This window comes from Blautia sp. AF19-10LB (assembly GCF_003461245.1).
Lineage (GTDB): Bacteria > Bacillota > Clostridia > Lachnospirales > Lachnospiraceae > Blautia_A > Blautia_A intestinihominis.
Window position 1 is genome coordinate 21,917 of sequence record NZ_QTWS01000032.1, and the last position, 21,263, is coordinate 43,179.

19 protein-coding genes, 1 pseudogene and 1 riboswitch are annotated in these 21,263 nt (G+C 44.8%); of the genes and pseudogenes, 17 read left to right on the top strand and 3 right to left on the bottom strand.

Going from position 1 to position 21,263, the window contains the following annotated elements; genetic code table 11:
* From DWX28_RS15190 to DWX28_RS19615, 3 genes and pseudogenes are all read left to right on the top strand, one after another.
* Positions 1–195: pseudogene (locus DWX28_RS15190) on the top strand (cupin domain-containing protein); the annotation flags it as partial.
* A gap of 242 nt (positions 196–437) precedes the next feature.
* Positions 438–1,229, top strand: coding sequence for a ParA family protein (locus DWX28_RS15195; RefSeq protein WP_022213859.1), 792 nt, complete (start codon positions 438–440; stop codon positions 1,227–1,229).
* Positions 1,216–1,593 carry a hypothetical protein gene (locus DWX28_RS19615; RefSeq protein ID WP_022213860.1) on the top strand — a complete coding sequence of 126 codons (378 nt, stop codon included), beginning with the start codon at positions 1,216–1,218 and terminating at the stop codon, positions 1,591–1,593. Before DWX28_RS15195 ends, DWX28_RS19615 begins: the two co-directional genes overlap by 14 nt.
* 107 nt (positions 1,594–1,700) lie before the next feature.
* Here DWX28_RS19615 and DWX28_RS15205 read toward each other — a convergent pair whose 3' ends face one another.
* Positions 1,701–2,192: a DUF2798 domain-containing protein gene (locus DWX28_RS15205; RefSeq protein ID WP_022213861.1), complete on the bottom strand. Its 492-nt coding sequence runs from the start codon at positions 2,190–2,192 to the stop codon at positions 1,701–1,703.
* 327 nt (positions 2,193–2,519) lie between these two features.
* On the opposite strand from DWX28_RS15205, the gene DWX28_RS15210 reads away from it, so the two are divergent.
* A complete protein-coding gene (locus tag DWX28_RS15210) occupies positions 2,520–3,992 on the top strand; it encodes an Ig-like domain-containing protein (protein WP_158565324.1) in 1,473 nt (490 codons plus the stop codon).
* 246 nt (positions 3,993–4,238) lie between these two features.
* Here DWX28_RS15210 and DWX28_RS15215 read toward each other — a convergent pair whose 3' ends face one another.
* Together DWX28_RS15215 and DWX28_RS15220 are read right to left on the bottom strand one after the other, a co-directional pair.
* Positions 4,239–5,702 (bottom strand): helix-turn-helix domain-containing protein, encoded by a 1,464-nt coding sequence (locus DWX28_RS15215; protein ID WP_118253589.1) that lies wholly within the window; start codon positions 5,700–5,702, stop codon positions 4,239–4,241.
* Between the two features lie 53 nt (positions 5,703–5,755).
* Complete coding sequence (locus DWX28_RS15220; RefSeq protein WP_022213864.1) at positions 5,756–6,034, bottom strand: type II toxin-antitoxin system HicB family antitoxin; 279 nt, start codon at positions 6,032–6,034, stop codon at positions 5,756–5,758.
* Positions 6,035–6,159: 125 nt separating this feature from the next.
* Here DWX28_RS15220 and DWX28_RS15225 point away from each other — a divergent pair, with 125 nt between their 5' ends.
* The 13 genes from DWX28_RS15225 to xylB all read left to right on the top strand — a co-directional run bounded on the left by DWX28_RS15225 (position 6,160) and on the right by xylB (position 20,737).
* Positions 6,160–6,990 carry a Cof-type HAD-IIB family hydrolase gene (locus DWX28_RS15225; protein ID WP_158565325.1) on the top strand — a complete coding sequence of 277 codons (831 nt, stop codon included), beginning with the start codon at positions 6,160–6,162 and terminating at the stop codon, positions 6,988–6,990.
* 384 nt (positions 6,991–7,374) lie between these two features.
* On the top strand, positions 7,375–8,859 hold the full coding sequence (gene trpE, locus DWX28_RS15235) for an anthranilate synthase component I (protein ID WP_118253601.1): 1,485 nt from the start codon (positions 7,375–7,377) through the stop codon (positions 8,857–8,859).
* Complete coding sequence (locus tag DWX28_RS15240) at positions 8,856–9,431, top strand: anthranilate synthase component II (RefSeq protein WP_118253604.1); 576 nt, start codon at positions 8,856–8,858, stop codon at positions 9,429–9,431. Before trpE ends, DWX28_RS15240 begins: the two co-directional genes overlap by 4 nt.
* Before the next feature lie 17 nt (positions 9,432–9,448).
* Complete coding sequence (gene trpD, locus DWX28_RS15245) at positions 9,449–10,459, top strand: anthranilate phosphoribosyltransferase (protein WP_022213868.1); 1,011 nt, start codon at positions 9,449–9,451, stop codon at positions 10,457–10,459.
* Positions 10,460–10,489: 30 nt separating this feature from the next.
* On the top strand, positions 10,490–11,326 hold the full coding sequence (gene trpC, locus DWX28_RS15250; RefSeq protein WP_118253607.1) for an indole-3-glycerol phosphate synthase TrpC: 837 nt from the start codon (positions 10,490–10,492) through the stop codon (positions 11,324–11,326).
* A gap of 20 nt (positions 11,327–11,346) precedes the next feature.
* Positions 11,347–11,985, top strand: a complete 639-nt coding sequence (locus tag DWX28_RS15255) for a phosphoribosylanthranilate isomerase (protein ID WP_118253619.1) — start codon at positions 11,347–11,349, stop codon at positions 11,983–11,985.
* Positions 11,986–12,032: 47 nt separating this feature from the next.
* The gene (gene trpB / locus DWX28_RS15260; protein ID WP_118253610.1) at positions 12,033–13,217 is read left to right on the top strand and encodes a tryptophan synthase subunit beta; all 1,185 of its coding nucleotides are present in this window, start codon (positions 12,033–12,035) and stop codon (positions 13,215–13,217) included.
* The gene (trpA, locus tag DWX28_RS15265) at positions 13,210–13,983 is read left to right on the top strand and encodes a tryptophan synthase subunit alpha (protein ID WP_022213872.1); all 774 of its coding nucleotides are present in this window, start codon (positions 13,210–13,212) and stop codon (positions 13,981–13,983) included. The genes trpB and trpA overlap by 8 nt, the downstream gene beginning before the upstream one ends.
* A gap of 253 nt (positions 13,984–14,236) precedes the next feature.
* Positions 14,237–15,919, top strand: a complete 1,683-nt coding sequence (locus DWX28_RS15270; protein ID WP_118253613.1) for an AAA family ATPase — start codon at positions 14,237–14,239, stop codon at positions 15,917–15,919.
* A 27-nt stretch (positions 15,920–15,946) separates the two neighbouring features.
* A complete protein-coding gene (locus tag DWX28_RS15275) occupies positions 15,947–16,765 on the top strand; it encodes an AraC family transcriptional regulator (protein ID WP_118253615.1) in 819 nt (272 codons plus the stop codon).
* A gap of 190 nt (positions 16,766–16,955) precedes the next feature.
* Positions 16,956–17,573 carry a DUF4867 family protein gene (locus DWX28_RS15280; RefSeq protein WP_118253617.1) on the top strand — a complete coding sequence of 206 codons (618 nt, stop codon included), beginning with the start codon at positions 16,956–16,958 and terminating at the stop codon, positions 17,571–17,573.
* Between the two features lie 64 nt (positions 17,574–17,637).
* Positions 17,638–19,119, top strand: coding sequence for an L-fucose/L-arabinose isomerase family protein (locus DWX28_RS15285; RefSeq protein ID WP_022213877.1), 1,482 nt, complete (start codon positions 17,638–17,640; stop codon positions 19,117–19,119).
* Positions 19,120–19,279: 160 nt separating this feature from the next.
* Positions 19,280–20,737, top strand: coding sequence for a xylulokinase (gene xylB / locus DWX28_RS15290; protein ID WP_022213878.1), 1,458 nt, complete (start codon positions 19,280–19,282; stop codon positions 20,735–20,737).
* 267 nt (positions 20,738–21,004) lie between these two features.
* A riboswitch (ZMP/ZTP riboswitch) is annotated at positions 21,005–21,086 on the top strand.
* Positions 21,087–21,263: the final 177 nt, after the last annotated feature.

Consider the following 21,263-nt stretch of genomic DNA (forward strand, 5'->3'; position numbering starts at 1 on the left):
CAAATCGGCACACACGATTCCACAGGTGATGCCATGGTAACTGTTCTCGAAGGAGTCGGCGAATTCACCGTAGGCGGTGTAAAATACCAGTGCAAAGCAGGCGAAGCAATCGTAATGCCAGCCAGGATCCCACACGCAGTATATGCAGTGGAGGCATTCAAAATGCTCCTGACCGTAGTTTTTCCACAGAAATAAGATTCACAACTTACCGGCAGACCGCAAATCTGCCGGCTTTTTTTCTGCAAAGGCTTGTTCATGAGAGCTGATAGAACATTATCCCGACTACCGCGTGACAAAAACGGTCTGACATGCACAAATGTTGGATAAAAGGTATAAATAGTGACAAACTCATTGAAAATTTTGAAGAAATTTCGTATAATATGACATAGATAAATTTACAAAAATACCCAAAACGATAAACAGGGGAGGAAAATCCCATGGCAAAGACAATAACTATCTGTTTTACCAACAACAAAGGCGGCAGCGGCAAATCCACGACCTGCTCAAACCTCGGCGCAGCCATGTCACGCGCCGGAAAGAAAGTTCTGCTGGTTGACGGTGACATGCAGCTGAATCTTTCACTGGCAGTTTTTCCAGAGGACTGGGTTCTGGAGCACGCCCAGGGAGAGAAGAATCTCTACCATGCAATTGGTAAACAGGAAGACCTGACAGACTACATCGTACACACACCGTACGAAAGTCTTGATCTGATTCCGTCATCTACGCTGATGAGTTCCATCGAGTACGAACTTTTTACCAAATGGCAGCGAGAATTTATCCTGAAGAAATGTATCCAGAAAATCAAGGATTCAGGCGTTTACGATTATATTCTCATCGATGCACCGCCAACCCTCGGCGGATGGGTCATGAACATTCTGTGTGCATCCGATAAGGTAATCATTCCTGTAGAGGCAAGCCCCTGGGGAATGTTCGGACTTGCAAATATGTTTGAATTTCTGGGCGAAGTTAAGCAGATCGCACCAGATCTCGAAGTTGCGGGTATCGCAGTGACCAAAGTCGACACTCGCAAGAATTATTTTAAACAAACCATGGAAACTTTGCATCAGCTGGACAATATTCATGTATTTGACAACCTGATCCGCGTTGACAGTACCATTGAATGGTCTCAGGACAACAGCATTCCGGTTGTAGAATACAAGAAATCCAGCAGAAGCGCGAAGGAATATACAGAATTAGCCAGGGAGGTAATGGATTATGTCAGTAGGTAAGGACAGCATTCTGCGCGCTGCAAACGCAGAAGCCAAAAACACAGAAACAAAAGCAGAACCAGTAAAACCAGCAGAAGAAGCAAAAGCTCCGGCAGAAGTCAAAGAAGCACCAAAGGCAGAAGCTAAAGAACCGGCAGCCAAAAAAACTCCTGCCAGAAAACCGAGAGCAACAAAGGCAAAAGCCACAACAGCCAAGAAAGCAGCACCAAAGAAAACCACAACCCGCAAAAAATCCGTAAAAACTTCCGTTCTCACACCAGAGAATTCAGAAGAACTTCAGAAAGCTTTTGTCAAGGACAAAACACCGGAAGAAGTACAGGGTTCTGTTCAGGTAAATGAAGAACTTCCGGTTTATCTTCTGTAATCTCATGTGAAGATATCGAAAAGGGCTAAATAGCTAAATAAAACGAAATCAGGTTTCCACACGACAGATAACATCGTGCGAAAACCTGATTTTTTATTGGAATTTTATTACATTTCAGATGCAGTCTGGTGCGCACCTTCTTTCTCAGGGAAAATATGTCTGAAGATGAAGCGTACAAGCGGCCCTACATAAATGAGCTGCAGGAAAAATGCTGCCGGGAAATTCATGGCAGTAGTTTCAATCCATACAGCGATGAACTGACTTCCGGCATTTTTGAAAAGAAGTGTTGCGGCAAAACTCATCAGTGGGCACATCAGAGCGATAGATGCAACAGAGATCGCAAGGATCATGCTGAACGGATGACAGTTTCTGAAATCGACCATACGTGATGCACAGGCAAAAGCCAGCTTGGACACGATAAAGAAATCAAGAACAAACGCGATCGGTCCCATGATGATCAGTTCATGAAATGCGGAAAGAAATATAGAATTTGTCATCTCACCTACATTGAGTCTGATATTATAACAGATCATGCTGTAGACCATAAAAAATACCATAATAACTGTAAAAACTACTTCCTGAAACTTGTTTTTAGGCATAAAAAAATCCTCCTTGAATAAATAAATTAAGATACAAGAGCATGTGTTGTTCGTTAATCATTCAGGGAGAATGTGCGTTTCCAATTAGACCATATTCAATTGACAGTTGCGAATTATACTATATACGAAGAAGAAATGCAAGAGAAAAATTGAATTTTTCAAAGTTAATTTAAAATCTGCACTTAGAAAATAAGCAAAAATTAATATTCACGAAACTTTACAGAGAAAGAAGCATGTGATAAAATGACCTCAATAGTGGAGGATTTTACCATACGATAAAGTAGAAACTATTTACAGATGTTTTTAATAAGAAGAAGAGGGATAAAAATGAGTGCAGGGTTACATTCAAAATGGAATCGTACTTTAACCTGGATGTTGTCGGCGGCTCTTATAGCTCAGGGAGGCACAGTAGTATACGCCGGTGATCTGGGGGATGAAGCGGCAGTCGAGGCTTTTTCTGAGGATAATTACGAAGCTGATGATGCAGCCAGTGATCTGGAGTTCTCAGGCGATGAGGAAACTGTAATTGAGGACAGCACAGATGAAAGCACAGAGAATATTGATGCAGAGACCAGCGAAGGAGACGAACAGACAGATGCAGATGCTGATTTCCAGTCTGAGGCAGATTTCACTTCTGAAGTTCAGGTGGAAGAGGAGACTTCAATCGCAGATGGGCTTTATCTTGGCGATATACCTGCTGATAATTCTATCGGTCAGATCATAGACGGTAATGTTGTATTTAATGGAGTTTCTGAGGAAACCAGTCTCTTTGTACCGGTTTATGGTGAGAAGGGCGGCAGCAAAATTGCAGTCAGAGATATGACATGGGAATCCAGTGATGAATCTGTTGTGAGTATTTTTGATACAGATTCCGACGATCAGTTACAGTTAAGAAGCCATAAGGCAGGTGGTGCTGTTGTAACAGGAACTTACCAGCCAACAGATGAGAATGGAGCTGTATCCGGCGAGCCAATGACCATCAGCATTCGTGTTTTTGTTAAGGGAATTGTGCTTGCAGCAGGCTCTGACAGCATTCAGTTATCTTTAAATGAGGATCTGTCTGTACAGGCAATTGGCTATAAACTGATTGATGGAACAGGTGAGGATGGAACAGCGGCAGATGGACAGGATGTTATCTGGAATGTGGATGATCCGCAGATTGCAGAAGTGGATGACAATGGAAATCTGATCGCGAAAGCCCCTGGTGAGACAACTGTAACTCTTACATGGGGTGCATTTACAGCAACAAGCAAAGTAAGTGTTACCGGTACGGGAATAAAGCTGACACCAGCCAGCCGTAGTATTAAGCAGACTGGTGCAACTATCATTTTTGCAGAGACATGGGATGGCACAGAGAAGAATGACAGTCCGTCAGTTACATGGACCAGTTCTGATCCGTCTGTCGCAACAGTTGATGATAAGGGAATTGTTACCGGCATCGGTACGGGTACAACCGATATCGTTGCAGCCTGGAATGGTGTTCAGTCCGAACCGCTCCAGATCAAAGTCACACCGGCAACGGATGTATCTGTAACGACACAATGGGAAGACAGCGGCGCACTGACCGTTCGTCCGGATCAGGTTGATGTTCAGCTGCTTTCCAATGGATTTGAATATGACAGCATTACACTTGGCACAGATACCGAGTGGAGACATGTGTGGGTACTCCTGGATTCTCAGGATGAGGATGGTCTTCCGATTACCTATGATGTTGTAGTTGCGGCTCCGATTGGTTATACCGCAGAAGTACAGGGCAGTGCTTCAGAAGGATTTACTGTGGTATATCGTCCAGCGAAATAACGGAAGCAATTTTATGGCATAAGCCCTTGATGTTACAGCACTGAGGGCTTATTTTATTGTATAATTGCAATAAATTCTCATTAACGGGCAAAAAGTGTTCTGAATTTCAAAAAACTCTGCCCACAAATAATGTCACATCTTGAAATATGAAAAATAATACGTATAATTTTAACTATCGAATCGGCGAGTATGAAAGAGAAAAACCGTATATTCAGGAGTTTACCTGAGTATACGGCTTTTTTATTGTTAAGAAAGTTCTCCATTTTCCAATTGGTATATAATACTTTCTACGTATGTGGCAGCTTCTTCTGAAGTGTAGAAACTGCTTTCCAGCATATTCTGGAGATAATCAAGAAATGTTTCAAGAAGTCCATACTCCTGGATCGTAAATAGCATGACTTCTCCATTATATTTCTGAAAAATCAATGTTCCGACATTTCCACGAATACAAAGATGCAGGTTGGATGGAAGATGGTTTAATGGCTTTTGCAGAATTCTGTAAGAACCCTTGCGGCAGCTTTCGGCAACTCCATGTAGCATCTCGATTCGGTGCTCAACAGTAAATTTATGATAAAAAACTTCTGGAATCTCGGCAGTCCGTCCGGATGTAGCAAACTGAAGAAGTCCGTCAGCTGTAAAATATACATAAGTCTGGCTGTCTGTGAGTCTTTTCATATTTCCTCTAAAAGCAAGGGCAGCCTGTTTGATAATTTCCTCACTGTGCGGAATATCATAATTAAATGCCTGTTTCAGAATCTTTTCGCTGATAAATGGTGTAATACAGACTTCCGGTTGAAGGGCAAAAGTAGGTGCCTCTTCAGAAACTTCAAAAATTGTATTGAAAACATTCGAAAAATTATCCGGCAGAAAAGCAGTTGGCAGAAATAACTGTGAACATTGTTCCAGATAAGTATTGTACATTTCCTGAAGCATATGTATTACATCAGAATTGCGGTAAAAGATTCCTGACTGTCCGTCAGCAGTACACATCAGCGCTGCATCGGAAGTCAGAATCATACATGGAAAAATATTCATATTCTGGTAATGAGATGGAATATTATCATAATAATACCATAATGTATAATTCAATCCAGACATGTAGATTGGGAAAATCGCATCCAGATACTTCAGGTTTACAAGCTCATGCTGTTCTGTAAAGGTGTCTTCACTGTTCAGACAGAGGATATGCTGAACTTCCAGGGTATCAGACGGAGCCAGCGTGGAGAGCAGATGAAAAACAAATTCATGATCTGGCTGTAGAAACAGTGATATCTTGCCGGAAGACCTGGATGCTTCGGCGAGGAACATTTTGTGGATGAAATAGTTGACGCTCTGAAGACTGGTCAGGACTGTGCAGTCCGATTCCTGATTATTCTGGATAAGTTTTGAGGAAAAAATAAATTCATCCGGTGATACAGAGGAATGACTTGGAAAGTGCCGGATAAAATTTTCTACACTTTTGCGCTTGTAGTAGACTTCCGGACCGATCACAGTCACTTCCCAGGCTTCCTCGAAACGCTGTGTTTCTGCTGGCGTCAGGTGCATGAACTGGGCCATTTTTTCAAAAATATCTTTGGACGGCGGATTGCGTTTACCACTGATCAGCTTGTACATGGTAGAGCGGTCAATTCCGCAATATTTGGTCATAGGTGCAACTTTGACGTGCCTGGCTTTGATATATTCGGTAAGAACCTCCGAAAATGCTGACATGTTAAAAACTCCTTCCGGGTTGATTTGATATGATGAAATCCGGAAAAGGAATTTTATTCATCCCATCCCTCATAAAAACGGATATTTACAGAAATATTCCGGACGATATCGCCTTCTTCAAGTTCCAGGTCGTCTGCATCAGAAACAGGCGGGAGCTGGCAGTCATCCTCATCAAGTTCCAGAGAGATCCAGTTGTAAGCAGCGGCATTTGCCTCCTCAATTGCTTCATCCAGAGTCTCGCCCTCTCCGAAACAATCCTCAAGATCCGGGAAAAATCCCTTATAAGTACCTTTATCAGTTTTGCGGAATACCGCAGGATAAATAAATTTCATGATACACATCTCCTTTTTACTCAATGTTAATAGTATATCATATCAGGTGGAAAAAAAGCAGAAGATTTTGTATAATGGTGGAAAATGAATGGATAGTTTGCAAAAAAATACAAAGGAGATGTGAAATGGCAGTCAAACTTATCGCCAGCGACCTGGACGGGACCCTGCTGACAAACAAAAAAGAACTTTCTCCACGTACAAGAGAAGCCCTTGATCTGGCGGCAGCACAGGGAATCTACCTTGTGCCGGCAACGGGCAGATCCTTTGAATCTGTACCTGAGATGATCCGTGAGTACCCGGGAGTGGAATATCTGATCACAGCCAATGGCGGCGCTGTTTATTCTGTCAGCGAAAAGAAGCGCGTTTACCAGTGCCTTATGACACCGGAGTCTGTAGACGCTGCGATTGCTGTAAGAAAAAGAGAAAAAATGGTCATGGAGGTCGTCGTCGACGGTGTTCCCTACGCAGAGGAAGCGTATGTCAGAGATCCCGTCCGCTATCTGGCGACAGAGTACGGGGCAAGATATATCAAGGCAACGAGGACTCCTGTGAAGGATATCATTGAGTTTGCAGCGCAGCATGCGAAAGAACTGGACAGCATCTCCTTCGTATGCAGCCATGAGGACAGGAACCGCCTGTATACATCCCTGGAGAAAGAGATTCCGGATATCTACGTGACTTCCTCTGTGTCAAATCTTCTCGAAATGGGGCACAAAGATGCAGGGAAAGGCAAAACTCTATTGTGGCTTCTGGATAAACTCGGGATCTCCCCGGAAGAAGCGATGGCATTTGGTGACGCAGACAACGACAGCAGTATGCTGGAAGCAGTAAAATACGGCATCGCAATGGGAAATGCCACCGAAAACTGCAAGAAATCCGCCGCCTGCGTGACCGGAACAAACGAAGAAGACGGTGTGGCCGAGGCTATTTTATCGCACATAAAATGTGAAATTTAACTAACCCTATTGACAATGGAAAAAAATCGTGATATTTTATAGAAAATTTGATTTAGTTAATTAAACCGTTGAAGCGGAGATAAAAACTATCATGCGCGCACAGAGAGTCCGGGAGGGTGAGAGCCGGGTGGAAATGCAGATTGTTAAATGGACCGCTGAGGGCACAGGGAAAGGCGATCGCTTAGTATTCTGTGACGTGAGGCATACGTCAGTTGCCGGGAATATGAAGGTATTCCGCAAAGCGCACGGGTCATTCCGTGAATCAAGGTGGCACCGCGGGTGAATTTTAACGCTCGTCCTTGACAGAGAGCAGATTCTGTCATGGGCGGGCTTTCTTTTTTGCTCTGACAGGAACAAACAGTAATACACAGGGAGGTATGATCCATGTATCCTACGATAGAAACCATCAGAGAGATCGCAGCAAAAGGTCAGTACAAAAGAGTTCCGGTCTGCCGGGAAGTATACGCAGACAGATATACACCGGTAGAAGTTATGAGGACTTTAAGGAAGGCGAGCAGGCATTGTTATCTGCTTGAAAGTGCCAGCCAGACAGAGGTGTGGGGACGCTATTCTTTCCTCGGATATGAGCCGGCCATGGAGATTACCTGCACGGACGGAGCAATGAAGATCCGCCGCACGGAAGGCGAAGATCAGGGTGAGATCACAAAGCAGGTTGCACATCCGGGAGACACTTTAAGAGAGATCCTGAAAGAATACAAGAGCCCGGTGATTGAAGATATGCCACCGTTTACCGGCGGTTTGGTCGGATATTTTTCCTATGATTACATCAAATACAGCGAGCCGAAATTAAAGCTTGGCGAACACGAAGATCCGGATTTCAGAGACATGGATCTGATGCTTTTTGACCAGGTGATCGCCTTTGACCATTACAGACAGAAAGTACTTCTGATCACAGGAGTCATGCTGGACGACCTGGAAAATTCTTACCAGAAAGCAGAGAAAAAACTTCAGGAAATGGCAGATCTGATCCGAAACGGACAGAAGGCTGAGTTCCTGCCATTACAGCTTGATTCTGAGATCAAACCGCAGTTCCCGAAAGAAAAATACTGCCAGATGGTAGAAAAAGCAAAACATTATATCCATGAGGGAGACATCTTCCAGGTGGTGCTTTCCAACCCGATGAGAGCAAAAGCAGAGGGAAGTTTATTTGATACTTACAGAGTCTTGAGAGCAACAAATCCGTCACCGTATATGTTTTATTTTTCCAGTGATGACATCGAACTTGCAGGTGCTTCACCGGAAACCCTGGTAAAACTGGAGGACAAAAAACTTACCACTTTCCCACTGGCAGGAACCAGACCGAGAGGCAAGACAAAGCAGGAAGACAGGGAACTGGAAGAGGAACTTCTGAAAGATGAGAAGGAACTTGCAGAGCACAACATGCTGGTCGATCTGGGACGAAATGACATCGGAAGGATCAGCAAGATCGGAACGGTAGAAGTGGAAAAATACATGAGTGTGGAGCATTTTTCACAGGTTATGCACATCGGTTCCACAGTCGCAGGAGAGCTTCGAGAAGACAAAGATGCGATAGATGCAGTCGACTCCATCCTCCCGGCAGGAACACTTTCCGGGGCACCGAAGTTCCGTGCCTGCCAGATCATCGAAGAGCTGGAACAGAGCAAACGAGGCATTTACGGCGGCGCGATCGGATATCTGGATTTTGCAGGAAACCTTGATAGCTGCATTGCGATCCGTCTTGTATACAAGAAAAAAGGTGAGATCTGCATCCGCTCCGGAGCAGGGATCGTAGCAGACAGCGTTCCGGAAAAAGAATTCGAAGAGTGCTGCAACAAGGCAAGAGCCGTAGTTCTGGCAATCCAAAAAGCACAGGAGGGATTGGAATGATCGTACTGATTGATAATTATGACAGCTTTTCCTACAACGTATATCAGCTGATCGGTTCCGTAGAACCGGACATCAAAGTTGTTCGAAATGATGAATATACAGTAGAAGAAATCGAGGCAATGAAACCGGAAGCACTGATCCTTTCACCGGGACCGGGCAAGCCGTCAGACGCAGGAATCTGCATCGAAGCAATTAAATATTTTGCAGGAAAACTTCCAATCTTCGGCATCTGTCTTGGACATCAGGCAATCTGTGAAGCCTTCGGCGGCAGAGTTTCCTACGCAAAAGAACTGATGCACGGCAAGAAAAAAACAATCTATACCGTCGGAGAAAGCAAACTTTTTGAAGGACTGGGAGACAGCTTCCAGGCAGCCAGATACCATTCACTGGCAGCAGTAAGAGATAAACTTCCGGAGATTTTAAGAGTCACAGCAGAGGCAGAAGACGGCGAGATCATGGCAGTGGAACACACAGAATATCCAATCTATGGAGTACAGTTCCATCCCGAATCCGTTATGACACTGGATGGTAAAAAGATGGTAGAAAACTTCATAAATGTTGTAAGAGTATAGTTAAGGAGGACATGAAAATGATCAAAGAAGCAATCGTAAAACTTTCAAAAAAAGAAAACTTAACATATCAGGAAGCAGAGACAGTCATGGATGAGATCATGAGCGGACAGGCGACACCGGTACAGATGTCTTCCTATCTGACAGCACTTTCCATGAAGGGTGAGACCATCGATGAGATCACCGCTTCCGCAGCAGGAATGCGCGCGCACTGCATCAAATTACTGCATGATTTGGATGTCCTGGAGATCGTAGGAACCGGCGGTGACGGAGCAAACTCCTTCAACATTTCCACCACTTCCTCACTGGTGATCGCAGCAGGCGGCGTGCCGGTAGCAAAGCATGGAAACCGTGCAGCATCCTCCAAGAGTGGTGCAGCAGATGTTCTTGAAGCACTTGGAGTAAACATCACGATCTCCCCGGAAAAAAGTGCAGAACTTCTCAAAAAGATCAACATCTGTTTCCTGTTTGCACAGAATTATCATATCGCAATGAAGTACGTAGCACCGATCCGTAAGGAACTTGGAATCCGTACCGTATTCAATATCCTCGGACCTTTGAGCAACCCGGCAGGAGCAAATATGCAACTGATGGGTGTGTTTGATCAGAGTCTTGTAGAGCCATTGGCACAGGTTATGGCGAAGCTTGGTGTGACAAAAGGAATGGTAGTTTTTGGACAGGACAAACTGGATGAGATCTCGATGAGCGCACCGACTTCTGTCTGCGAGATCAAGGACGGATGGTTCCAGTCTTACGAGATCACACCGGAGCAGTTCGGTTATACAAGATGCTCCAAAGATGATCTGGTTGGCGGAACTCCGGCAGAAAATGCAGAGATCACGAAAGCGATCCTGAAAGGCGAAGAGAAGGGACCGAAGCGTCAGGCAGTATGCCTCAACGCCGGAGCTGCACTCTATATCGCAGGCAAAGCAGAAACCATGGAAGCAGGTGTACGCATGGCAGAAGAACTGATCGACAGCGGTGCAGCACTGAAGAAATTAGAGGAATTCATTCAGGAATCTAACGCTTGAATGACCGATTAGAAAAGGAAATTTTTTACTATGAACATATTAAATGAGATCGCTGAGAAGACGAGAGAGCGCATCGAAAAAGACAAAAAAGAGATGCCGAGAGAGGATCTGATCCGTGAGATCCAGCAGAAAAAAGTGCAGATGCTTCTCAATCCGCTGATCCAGTCTGAGACAGCAAAAACGCCGCATAGTTTTTATCAGGCACTAAAAAAACCGGGAATGTCCTATATCTGTGAAGTCAAAAAAGCATCCCCGTCCAAGGGGCTGATCGCACCGGATTTTCCGTATCTGGACATCGCAAAAGAGTATAAAGCAGCCGGTGCATCCGCGATTTCCTGCCTGACGGAACCGTTTTATTTCCAGGGTTCTGACCAGTATTTATGGGAGATTGCATCAGAAGTTGATATCCCGGTACTGCGAAAAGATTTCGTCATTGACGACTACATGATCCTGCAGGCGGCAGCTTATGGTGCAGCCGCAGTGCTCCTGATCTGTGCATTACTTGACGATAAACAGCTTCGGGAATACCGCGAAATGGCAGAAGATCTGGGAATGGATGCCCTGGTGGAAGCACACGATGCAGAGGAAGTTGCGAGAGCTTTAAAGAGCGGAGCAAGGATCATCGGAGTCAACAACCGTGACCTCAGAACCTTCGAGGTGGATATGGCGAACAGCATCAACCTTCGCGAACTTGCACCGGAGAATGTGATCTTTGTTTCCGAGAGCGGCATCCGCACATCGGAGGACATCAAGCGTCTGCATGATAACCAGATCGAGGCTGTGCTGATCGGAGAAACCCTGATGCGAAGTCCGGACAAAAAAGCAGCACTCGAAGAACTGAATGGAGCACCGTTGACTGAGGATTGAGAAACAGAGAGATGCAGGAAATGACAGCTCAGGATCATAGCAAAGCTAAGATAAAAATATGTGGGCTCAGGCGCAGAGAAGACATCCTCGCCGTCAATGAGGCGAAGCCGGATTACTGTGGATTTATCATAGAATTTCCCAAAAGTTTCCGGAGTGTAACGGCAGATGAAGTGAGAGATCTGGTGAAAGATCTGATCCAGGAGATCCAGCCGGTTGGAGTGTTTGTCGATGCACCGATGGAGCTGGTAAGATCACTTCTGGATGACGGAACGCTTGCACTTGCACAGCTTCACGGACAGGAAAATGAGTCCTATATCAGAGAATTAAAAACATACACAGACAAGCCGATCATCAAAGCGTTTTCCATAAAAACAGCCGAAGATATCGAGAAAGCACTGCAAAGCCCGGCAGATTACATCCTGCTGGATCAGGGCGGCGGAGGAACCGGAAAGACTTTTGACTGGTCTTTGATCCCGGAGATCCAGAGACCGTTTTTTCTCGCAGGAGGCATCGGAGCCGCCAATCTGGAACAGGCGATCCGGGAAATCCATCCATATGCGGTGGATCTAAGCAGCAGTGTGGAGACAGAAAAGTGGAAAGATCCGACGAAGATCCGGCAGGTTGTGGATATCGTCAGGAAAATGAAAGAAACAAAGTAATTATATAAAGAAACAAGGTGTTTGGAAGAATATAGAGGAGGACACAAATGTCAAAAGGAAGATTTGGAATACATGGAGGGCAGTACATTCCAGAGACACTGATGAATGCGGTTCTGGAGCTGGAAGAGGCCTATAACCGTTACAAAGATGACCCGGAATTCAACCGTGAACTGACCGATCTGCTGAACAATTATGCAGGCCGTCCGTCACGTCTGTACTATGCAGCACATATGACAGAAGACCTCGGCGGAGCCAAAGTTTATCTGAAACGTGAGGACTTGAACCATACAGGAGCACACAAGATCAACAACGTTCTGGGACAGGTTTTACTTGCCAAAAAGATGGGAAAAACACGTGTCATCGCAGAGACAGGAGCCGGACAGCACGGTGTTGCAACCGCAACAGCAGCAGCTCTTATGGGTATGGAATGTGAAGTATTCATGGGTAAGGAAGACACAGAACGTCAGGCACTGAACGTATACAGAATGCGTCTTCTGGGAGCTAAAGTACATGCCGTTACATCAGGAACTGCAACCCTGAAAGATGCCGTTTCCGAGACAATGAGAGAGTGGACAAACCGTATTTCCGATACACATTATGTCCTCGGATCTGTCATGGGACCGCACCCGTTCCCGACGATCGTCCGTGATTTCCAGGCAGTCATTTCCAAGGAGATCAAAGAGCAGATCCTCGAAAAAGAAGGCAAACTTCCAGATGTTGTGCTTGCCTGTGTGGGCGGCGGTTCCAATGCGATCGGAACTTTCTATAACTTTATTGAGGATGAGGGAGTCCGCCTGATCGGCTGTGAGGCAGCAGGACGCGGTGTCAATACTGCAGAGACGGCAGCGACGATCGCAACCGGAAAACTTGGTATTTTCCATGGCATGAAGTCCTATTTCTGCCAGGATGAGTATGGTCAGATCGCACCGGTTTATTCCATTTCAGCGGGATTAGATTACCCTGGTGTCGGACCGGAACATGCACATCTTTATGACAGCGGACGTGCGGAATATGTGCCGGTAACAGACGATGAAGCGGTAGATGCATTCGAATATCTGTCAAGAACAGAAGGCATCATTCCGGCGATCGAGAGTGCTCATGCCGTGGCTTACGCGAGAAAGATCGTGCCACAGATGCGTAAAGACCAGATCGTAGTTATCACTATTTCCGGACGAGGAGACAAGGACTGTGCAGCGATCGCACGTTACAGAGGGGAGGATATCCATGAATAAGAGAATTACAGAAGCATTTGCAAAGGGAAAAGCATTTATCCCGTTTGTTACCTGCGGGGATCCGTCCCTTGATGTTACCGAAAAAATCGTATATGCCATGGAAGAAGCAGGTGCAGATCTGATCGAACTTGGTATTCCATTTTCTGATCCGACCGCAGAAGGCCCTGTCATCCAGGGCGCAAACCTGCGTGCTTTATCCGGTGGAGTTACCACAGATAAAGTTTTTGATATGGTAGAAAAGATCCGCAAAAACAGTTCTATCCCAATGGTATTTATGACCTATGCGAACGTTGTTTTTTCCTATGGGATTGAGCGTTTCTGCAAGAGAGCAGCAGAAGTTGGAATGGACGGAATGATCCTTCCGGATGTCCCATTTGAAGAAAAAGAAGAGTTCGCATCCGTTGCAGAGAAGTATGGTCTGGATCTGATCTCTCTGATCGCACCGACCTCCCACGAGAGAATCTCCATGATCGCAAAAGAGGCAGAAGGATTTGTCTACTGCGTATCCTCCCTCGGAGTTACCGGCATGCGAAGCCAGATCACCACAGACATCGGAGCCATGGTGGAACTCGTCAAAGCCCAGAAAGACATCCCATGTGCCGTAGGCTTCGGAATCTCCAACCCAGAGCAGGCCAAGAAAATGGTCTCCCAGGCCGACGGCGTCATCGTGGGTTCTGCCATTGTCAAACTCTGTGAAACCCACGGAGCCGACTGCGTACCGTATATCAAAGAGTATGTGAAGTCCATGAAGGATGCGATAAGATAAAAGCATATATCATGTATAGAAAGCTTTTTTCTTGAATAATTACCCGGTATCTAATCACCAGGCATCGGAGGGAATGCCAGATGTATTTTCCGATGCAGGAAGCTATTATGAACACTGTTTTTCTGATATATTCAGCTTATCAGGAAGACGGTGTTTTTTATGATGATAAAAAATCAGATGGATTTTCACTTGCTTGTAAAAGGAATGCCTTCATGTTATGATATAGACATTAGTTGGGAAAGGAGTGGCAGACATGGCGAGATTAGGCATTCCGGTTGGTATTTCAGATTTTGAGAAAATCCGGAAGAATGGATATTACTACGTTGATAAAAGTGGACTGATCGCAGAATTATTAGAAGAAAAATCCATAGAAGTTACTCTGATCACCAGACCAAGGCGTTTTGGGAAGACTCTTGGTATGAGCATGCTGGCGAATTTTTTTGATATTCGAAAAGAAAGTACAGAGTTGTTCAAGGGGCTGGAAATTACGGAACAAAGAGACGTGTGCAGTGAGTGGATGAACCAGTTTCCAACGCTGTTTGTGACCTTCAAGGATGTTGACGGATTAGATTTTTCCAGTGCTTATGGTATGCTTTCTTCAACGATCACAGAACTTTACAAAGAGCACCTGTATTTAATGGAAAGTTCCCGGATAAGTCCATATGATAAAGAAATCATGCAGCGCATTATTACAGAAGAAGCAACTGTTACAGATATCAAAAAGAGCCTGTCGTTGCTGATAAAGCTGATGCAGCAACATTATCAGAAAAATGTAATCCTTTTGATCGATGAATACGATGTCCCGATTGCAAAAGCCAGCAGCCATCAATATTATCCACAGATGCTTGAAATCCTTAAAGTGATGATGAGCACTGCGTTAAAGGACAATCCGGGGCTTTGCTTTGCAGTAGTCACAGGCTGCCTGCAGATTGCGAAAGAGAGTATTTTTACAGGAACCAATAATTTTGTTTCCGATACAATAAGCGATTCAAACTTAAATGAATATTTTGGTTTTACACAAAAAGATGTAGATAAGATCCTGAGCGAAGCAGATGTCGAGGAATTTGGAGACGAGATGAAGAAATGGTATGATGGGTATCATTTTGGAGAGGTTGATGTTTACTGCCCCTGGGATGTGATGAATTATATTCGTGATATCCAGCGGAATCCGAAGGCAAGACCGGCAAGTTACTGGAAGAATACCAGTGATAATGAGATCATCCGTTCTTTTATTGATTACGCAGGAAGTAACATTACAAAGAAAATGGAAGCCTTACTTTCAGGAGGTTATATCATACAACGTATAGATGAAAATCTCACTTACGATTATCTGCATTCTTCAGAAGAAAATCTCTGGAGCATTCTTTATCTGACAGGCTATCTGACGCAGGCAAGAGAAAATGAAATAACAGATCCGTTGCCAGACAATATGTCAGCGTTAAAAATTCCAAATGCTGAGATCAGAGAAATTTTTGAGACTACCGTTGTGAAATGGTTTTCTGAGAGTGTCAAAACATGGAATCGAAAGGCTTTGTTCGATGCTGCATGGAGTGGTCAGAGCGAGATCCTTACACAGGAAATGAGCAAACTTTTGCGAAAAACCATCAGCTATCATGATTACAGGAAAGATTTTTATCATGCTTTTCTTGCAGGGATTTTTACAGGAGCAGGATATGTTGTAGAGTCAAACAAAGAACATGGAGAGGGACGCAGCGATATTGTTGTGTATGACTCTGTAAATGGACAGGTGGCGATTTTTGAGGCAAAATATTCCAGAACATTGTCTGCTATGGAGGGCGACTGTGAAGCAGCCCTGCGCCAAATTGACAGGCGTATGTATGCAAAAGAGTATGAAGATGAATATGACCATATTTATTGCTATGGTGTAGCTTTTTATAAGAAGCGTTGTCTTGTAAAACAAAAGAAAGAAAACTGATTTATTATTGGAGAAGAGGGGTATAGCATGGAATTCCAGCATGAACTGGTGATCCCGGATGAGGGACTGCCGTTTAAATTTTTTCTGTTTGAGGGAAGTCAGGGAAATTATGTGAGGGAGAAACACTGGCATACGTCTGTGGAGATCTTTGCGGTGATGGAAGGTTCGCTGACTTTTTATCTGAATGATGAGAAACATCCGCTCAAGGCGGGGGAGCTGATGATTATCAATTCCAATGAAGTGCATTCGATCGATTCGCCGGAAGAGAATCATACGGCAGTACTTCAGATTCCGCTGAAGCAGTTTGAGGACTATTTTACCGCACACCGATTTATACGCTTTGCGGGAAGTGTTCCGGAGATGGATGCGACACTCTGGAGACTGGTGCGTGAAATGTATAAATTATACGGGAAACGTGGAGTCGGATATGAATTCAAGATCCGTTCCTTCTATTATGATGTGCTTTATTTTCTGGTCAATCACTACCGGTTGGACGAGGCGGGCGAGCAGGAAGTACGCCACAGCCGCCGCCTGGATGCTCTTGCGAGAATTACTTCCTATATGAGAGAGCATTATCAGGAAGAACTCAAACTGACCGAAGTAGCGAACATGTTCGGTTACTCCGATGCATATTTATCCAGAATGTTCCAGAAATATGCAAATGTCAATTTTAAGACGTACTTACAGGACATCCGAATGACCTATGCATACAGGGAATTACTGAACACAGACAAGACGATCAGCCAGATCGCCCTGGACAACGGATTTAGCAGCAGCCGCGCTTTTACGCGGGAATTCCAGAAACGATACAGCATTCTGCCAAGCGAACTTGGACGAGAAAAATAAAGAATAAAAATGCAAAAACAGGCGGATCAGAAACGCCTGTTTTTTTTCTTAATAGTTATAAATGTTTGTACAAAACAAAAAACTAAAAGGTCAAAAAAGTGCACTAAAGAGGACAAAAAATCTGGCGAAATAAAACACACCTCATGATATGATATCTCCAACATGAAAAATATAAAGGAGGTAACTTCAGGTGAAGATTCAGAATGTAGCAGATGACGCATTTCGCAGATATGGTAAAGTACTGGAGGGGTATGACTTTACAGAACTCCTGAAGGAAATGAAACACACACCGGTACCGGAGGACGTGATCTATGTGCCATCCGTAGAAGAGATGGAGGCATTGCCGGTAGCGAAGGAACTTCAGAACAAAGGATACGGTGGACTGCCGATCGAGATCGGATACTGCAATGGTCATAATAAGAAATTAAACGGACTGGAATATCACCGCAATTCCGAGATCAACGTAGCGGTTACAGATCTTGTCCTTCTGATCGGACATCAGCAGGATATCGAAAAAGATTTTACATATGACACATCCAAAGTAGAAGCATTCCTTGTTCCGGCAGGAACCGGAATCGAAGTATATGCAACAACTCTTCACTATGCACCATGCCATGTAAACGAAGCAGGTTTCCAGTGCGTTGTTGTTTTACCAAAAGGAACAAACACGGAGCTGACTTTTGACACAGCCGCTGAAGGCGAGGACAAGCTTCTTACAGCTAAGAATAAATGGCTGATCGCACACGAAGAAGCAGCTATCGAAGGTGCGTTTAACGGACTCAAAGGTGAGAATGTCGGAATCAACTGATTTTTTATACTGAAAAGCAAATAACTGTAAATACAAACTTATATAATATGGAGGAATTTTTATCATGAACAATATCCCAGTAGTAAAACTTGGAATCATCGCAGTAAGCCGTGACTGTTTCCCGATCCAGCTCTCTGAGAAGAGACGCGCAGCTATCAAAGCAGCCTACACAGGAGAACTTTACGAATGTCCAGTAACTGTTGAGAACGAGAAAGACATGGAAAAAGCACTCGAAGATGTAAACAAAGCAGAGTGTAACGCCCTGGTTGTTTTCCTTGGAAACTTCGGACCGGAAACACCGGAGACACTGATCGCAGAAAGATTCGACGGACCGTGCATGTACGTTGCAGCAGCGGAAGGCGACGGCGACATGATCAACGGCAGAGGTGATGCTTACTGTGGTATGCTGAACTGCTCCTACAACTTAAAGATGCGTCATCTTGAAGCATACATTCCGGAATATCCAGTTGGAACAGCTGATGACATCGCCAAGATGATCGGTGATTTCGTACCGGTTGCACGTGCCGTTATCGGTGTTCGTAACCTCAAGATCATTACATTCGGACCACGTCCGCAGGATTTCTTCGCTTGTAACGCACCGATCAAAGGCCTCTATGAACTGGGTGTTGAGATCGAAGAAAACTCCGAACTTGACCTTCTCGTTGCTTTCAAAGAGCATGAAAACGATCCTCGTATCCCGGAAGTTTGCGCAGATATGGCAAAAGAAATGGGCGAAGGCAAATACTACGAAGACCTCAATGCAAGAATGGCACAGTTCGAGCTTACTCTTCTTGACTGGGCAGAAGCTCACAAAGGAGCAAGAAAATACGTTGCATTTGCTGACAAATGCTGGCCGGCATTCCCGTCACAGTTCGGATTTGAGCCTTGCTATGTAAACAGCCGTCTTGGTTCCAGAGGAATCCCGGTATCCTGCGAAGTTGATATCTATGGAGCACTCAGCGAGTACATCGGACTCTGTATCTCCAACGACGCAGTTACACTGCTTGACATCAACAACTCTGTTCCGCAGTATATCTATGACGAAGATATCAAAGGAAAATATGATTACAAACTTACAGATACATTCATGGGATTCCATTGTGGAAATACTCCGGAATGCAAGATGTGCGAATCCAGAGCCGTTAAATATCAGCTCATCCAGCACAGACTTCTTGAGCCAGCAGGATCTGAGCCAGACTTTACAAGAGGAACTCTTGAAGGTGACATTGCTGCTTCTGACATCACATTCTATCGTCTGCAGTGCAACTCAGAAGGTGAACTGGTAGCATACGTTGCAGAAGGTGAAGTTCTTGATGTACCGACAAGATCCTTCGGTGGTATCGGTATCTTCGCTATCAACGAAATGGGAAGATTCTACCGTCACGTACTGATCGAAGGCAACTATCCGCATCACGGAGCAGTTATGTTCGGACATTACGGAAAACAGTTCTTCGAAGTAGTGAAATTCCTTGGACTGGATGTAAAGAAGATCGGTTACAACCAGCCAGCAGGAGTAAGATACCCAACAGAAAATCCGTGGGGATAATCTTCTGATTTTGAAAAAAATAAAATAAAATCAATACAGACATCCCGGGAGTTTTCCTGGGATGTCGTGGTAAAGAGCAAAATATCAGTAAAAAATATCAATAACAGACAGAATGTGCATCTGCGGGGTATGTATGCAAAATGCACAGTTAGGAGGAAATATGTACTATATTGGTGTGGATTTAGGAACTTCTGCCGTAAAACTTCTTCTGATGGAAGAATCAGGCAAGATCTGTAATATCGTATCAAAAGAATATCCACTGTTTTTCCCGCATCCGGGCTGGTCAGAACAGAATCCGGAAGACTGGTTTACCCAGAGTGTTGAGGGAATGAAAGAACTGACCGAAGGAATCGACCGCTCCCAGGTAGCCGGAATCGGCTTCGGCGGACAGATGCACGGACTGGTAACACTGGATGAAAATGACAATGTCATCCGCCCGGCAATCCTCTGGAATGATGGACGTTCCCAGAAAGAAACAGAATATCTCAACAATGAGATCGGCAAAGATAAATTATCACAGTACACAGCAAACATCGCTTTTGCAGGCTTCACAGCACCAAAGATCCTGTGGATGAAGAAAAACGAGCCGGAGAAATTTGCAAAGATCGCAAAGATCATGCTTCCAAAAGACTACCTTGCATACAGACTTTCCGGATCTTTCTGCACAGATGTTTCTGATGCATCCGGTATGCTGCTTCTTGACGTAAAGAACCGCTGCTGGTCCAAAGAAATGATGGAGATCTGCGACGTTAAGGAAGAACAACTTCCGAAACTGTACGAAAGCTGGGAAGTTGTCGGAACACTGAAACCAGAAGTTGCAAAAGAACTCGGATTCTCTGCAGACGTCAAAGTCGTAGCAGGAGCAGGCGACAATGCGGCAGCAGCAGTCGGAACAGGAACTGTTGGTGATGGACAGTGCAACATCTCCCTTGGAACTTCCGGAACCATCTTCATCTCCAGCAAAAACTTCGGCGTTGACGAAAACAATGCACTGCATTCCTTCTGCCATGCAGACGGAAGCTATCACCTGATGGGCTGCATGCTGAGCGCAGCATCCTGTAACAAATGGTGGGCAGAGGAAATCCTTCAGACCAAGGATTTCGCAGCAGAGCAGGCACCGATCCAGAAACTCGGCGAAAACAATGTATTCTTCCTTCCATACCTGATGGGAGAAAGATCACCACATAACAATCCTGACGCAAGAGGTGTATTCTTCGGAATGTCCATGGACACTACAAGAGCAGATATGACACAGGCTGTTCTCGAAGGCGTAGCCTTCGGACTTCGCGATTCCCTCGAAGTTGCAAGAAAACTTGGTATCAAGATCGAACGAACCAAGATCTGCGGCGGCGGCGCAAAGAGCCCGCTCTGGAAAAAGATTATTGCAAATGTGATGAACCTCAAAGTTGATGTTCTCGACGTAGAAGAAGGACCGTCCATGGGTGGCGCCATGCTGGCTGCCGTAGGATGTGGGGCTTATCCGGATGTTGAGACCATCGGAAAGAAGATGGCTCACGTCGTTGACACCGTTGAGCCGGAGGAAGAACTTGTGGCGAAGTACGAAGAAAAGTATCAGAAGTTTAAGAAACTGTATCCGGCCCTTAAACCACTTTTCTAGGGTACTGCCCAGATTCCCGCAGTTTGGAAACTGCAAAACCTTATGCGAGGGGAGGGCACTCGAAGTTGCGAAGGCCGTTCTCCCCTCGCGCTCCCCACCGGGCCACGCCTGGTGCATCAGGACAGAACGGGCTGACGTTAAATAATAGTATGATAAAATAACAAATTTTATTTAAGTTTTCCTTATGTTTTATAAAAAAACATAATAATCGCGACAATTTATTGACAAATGACAATAAATATGATAATCTTTTCTCACCAAGTAAATAGAGTCTCCGGTGACTGACGGAATTGTGGAGATACCACGAGGGAGCAGGAGATTTGTAACGCCGACCGTCTGGGCAGTATTTGAGGGTAACTCAGATACTGCTTTTTTTAATAAGAAAAGAGGGCTTATTAAAAATCAACGCCATGGTTGCTTGGTGACGGGGCAATCACGACAGGCGTTATCGGCAAAGAAAGGAGAAAATTATGGGATTCAAAAGTGACATCGAAATCGCACAGGAGTGCACAATGGAGCCGATCAC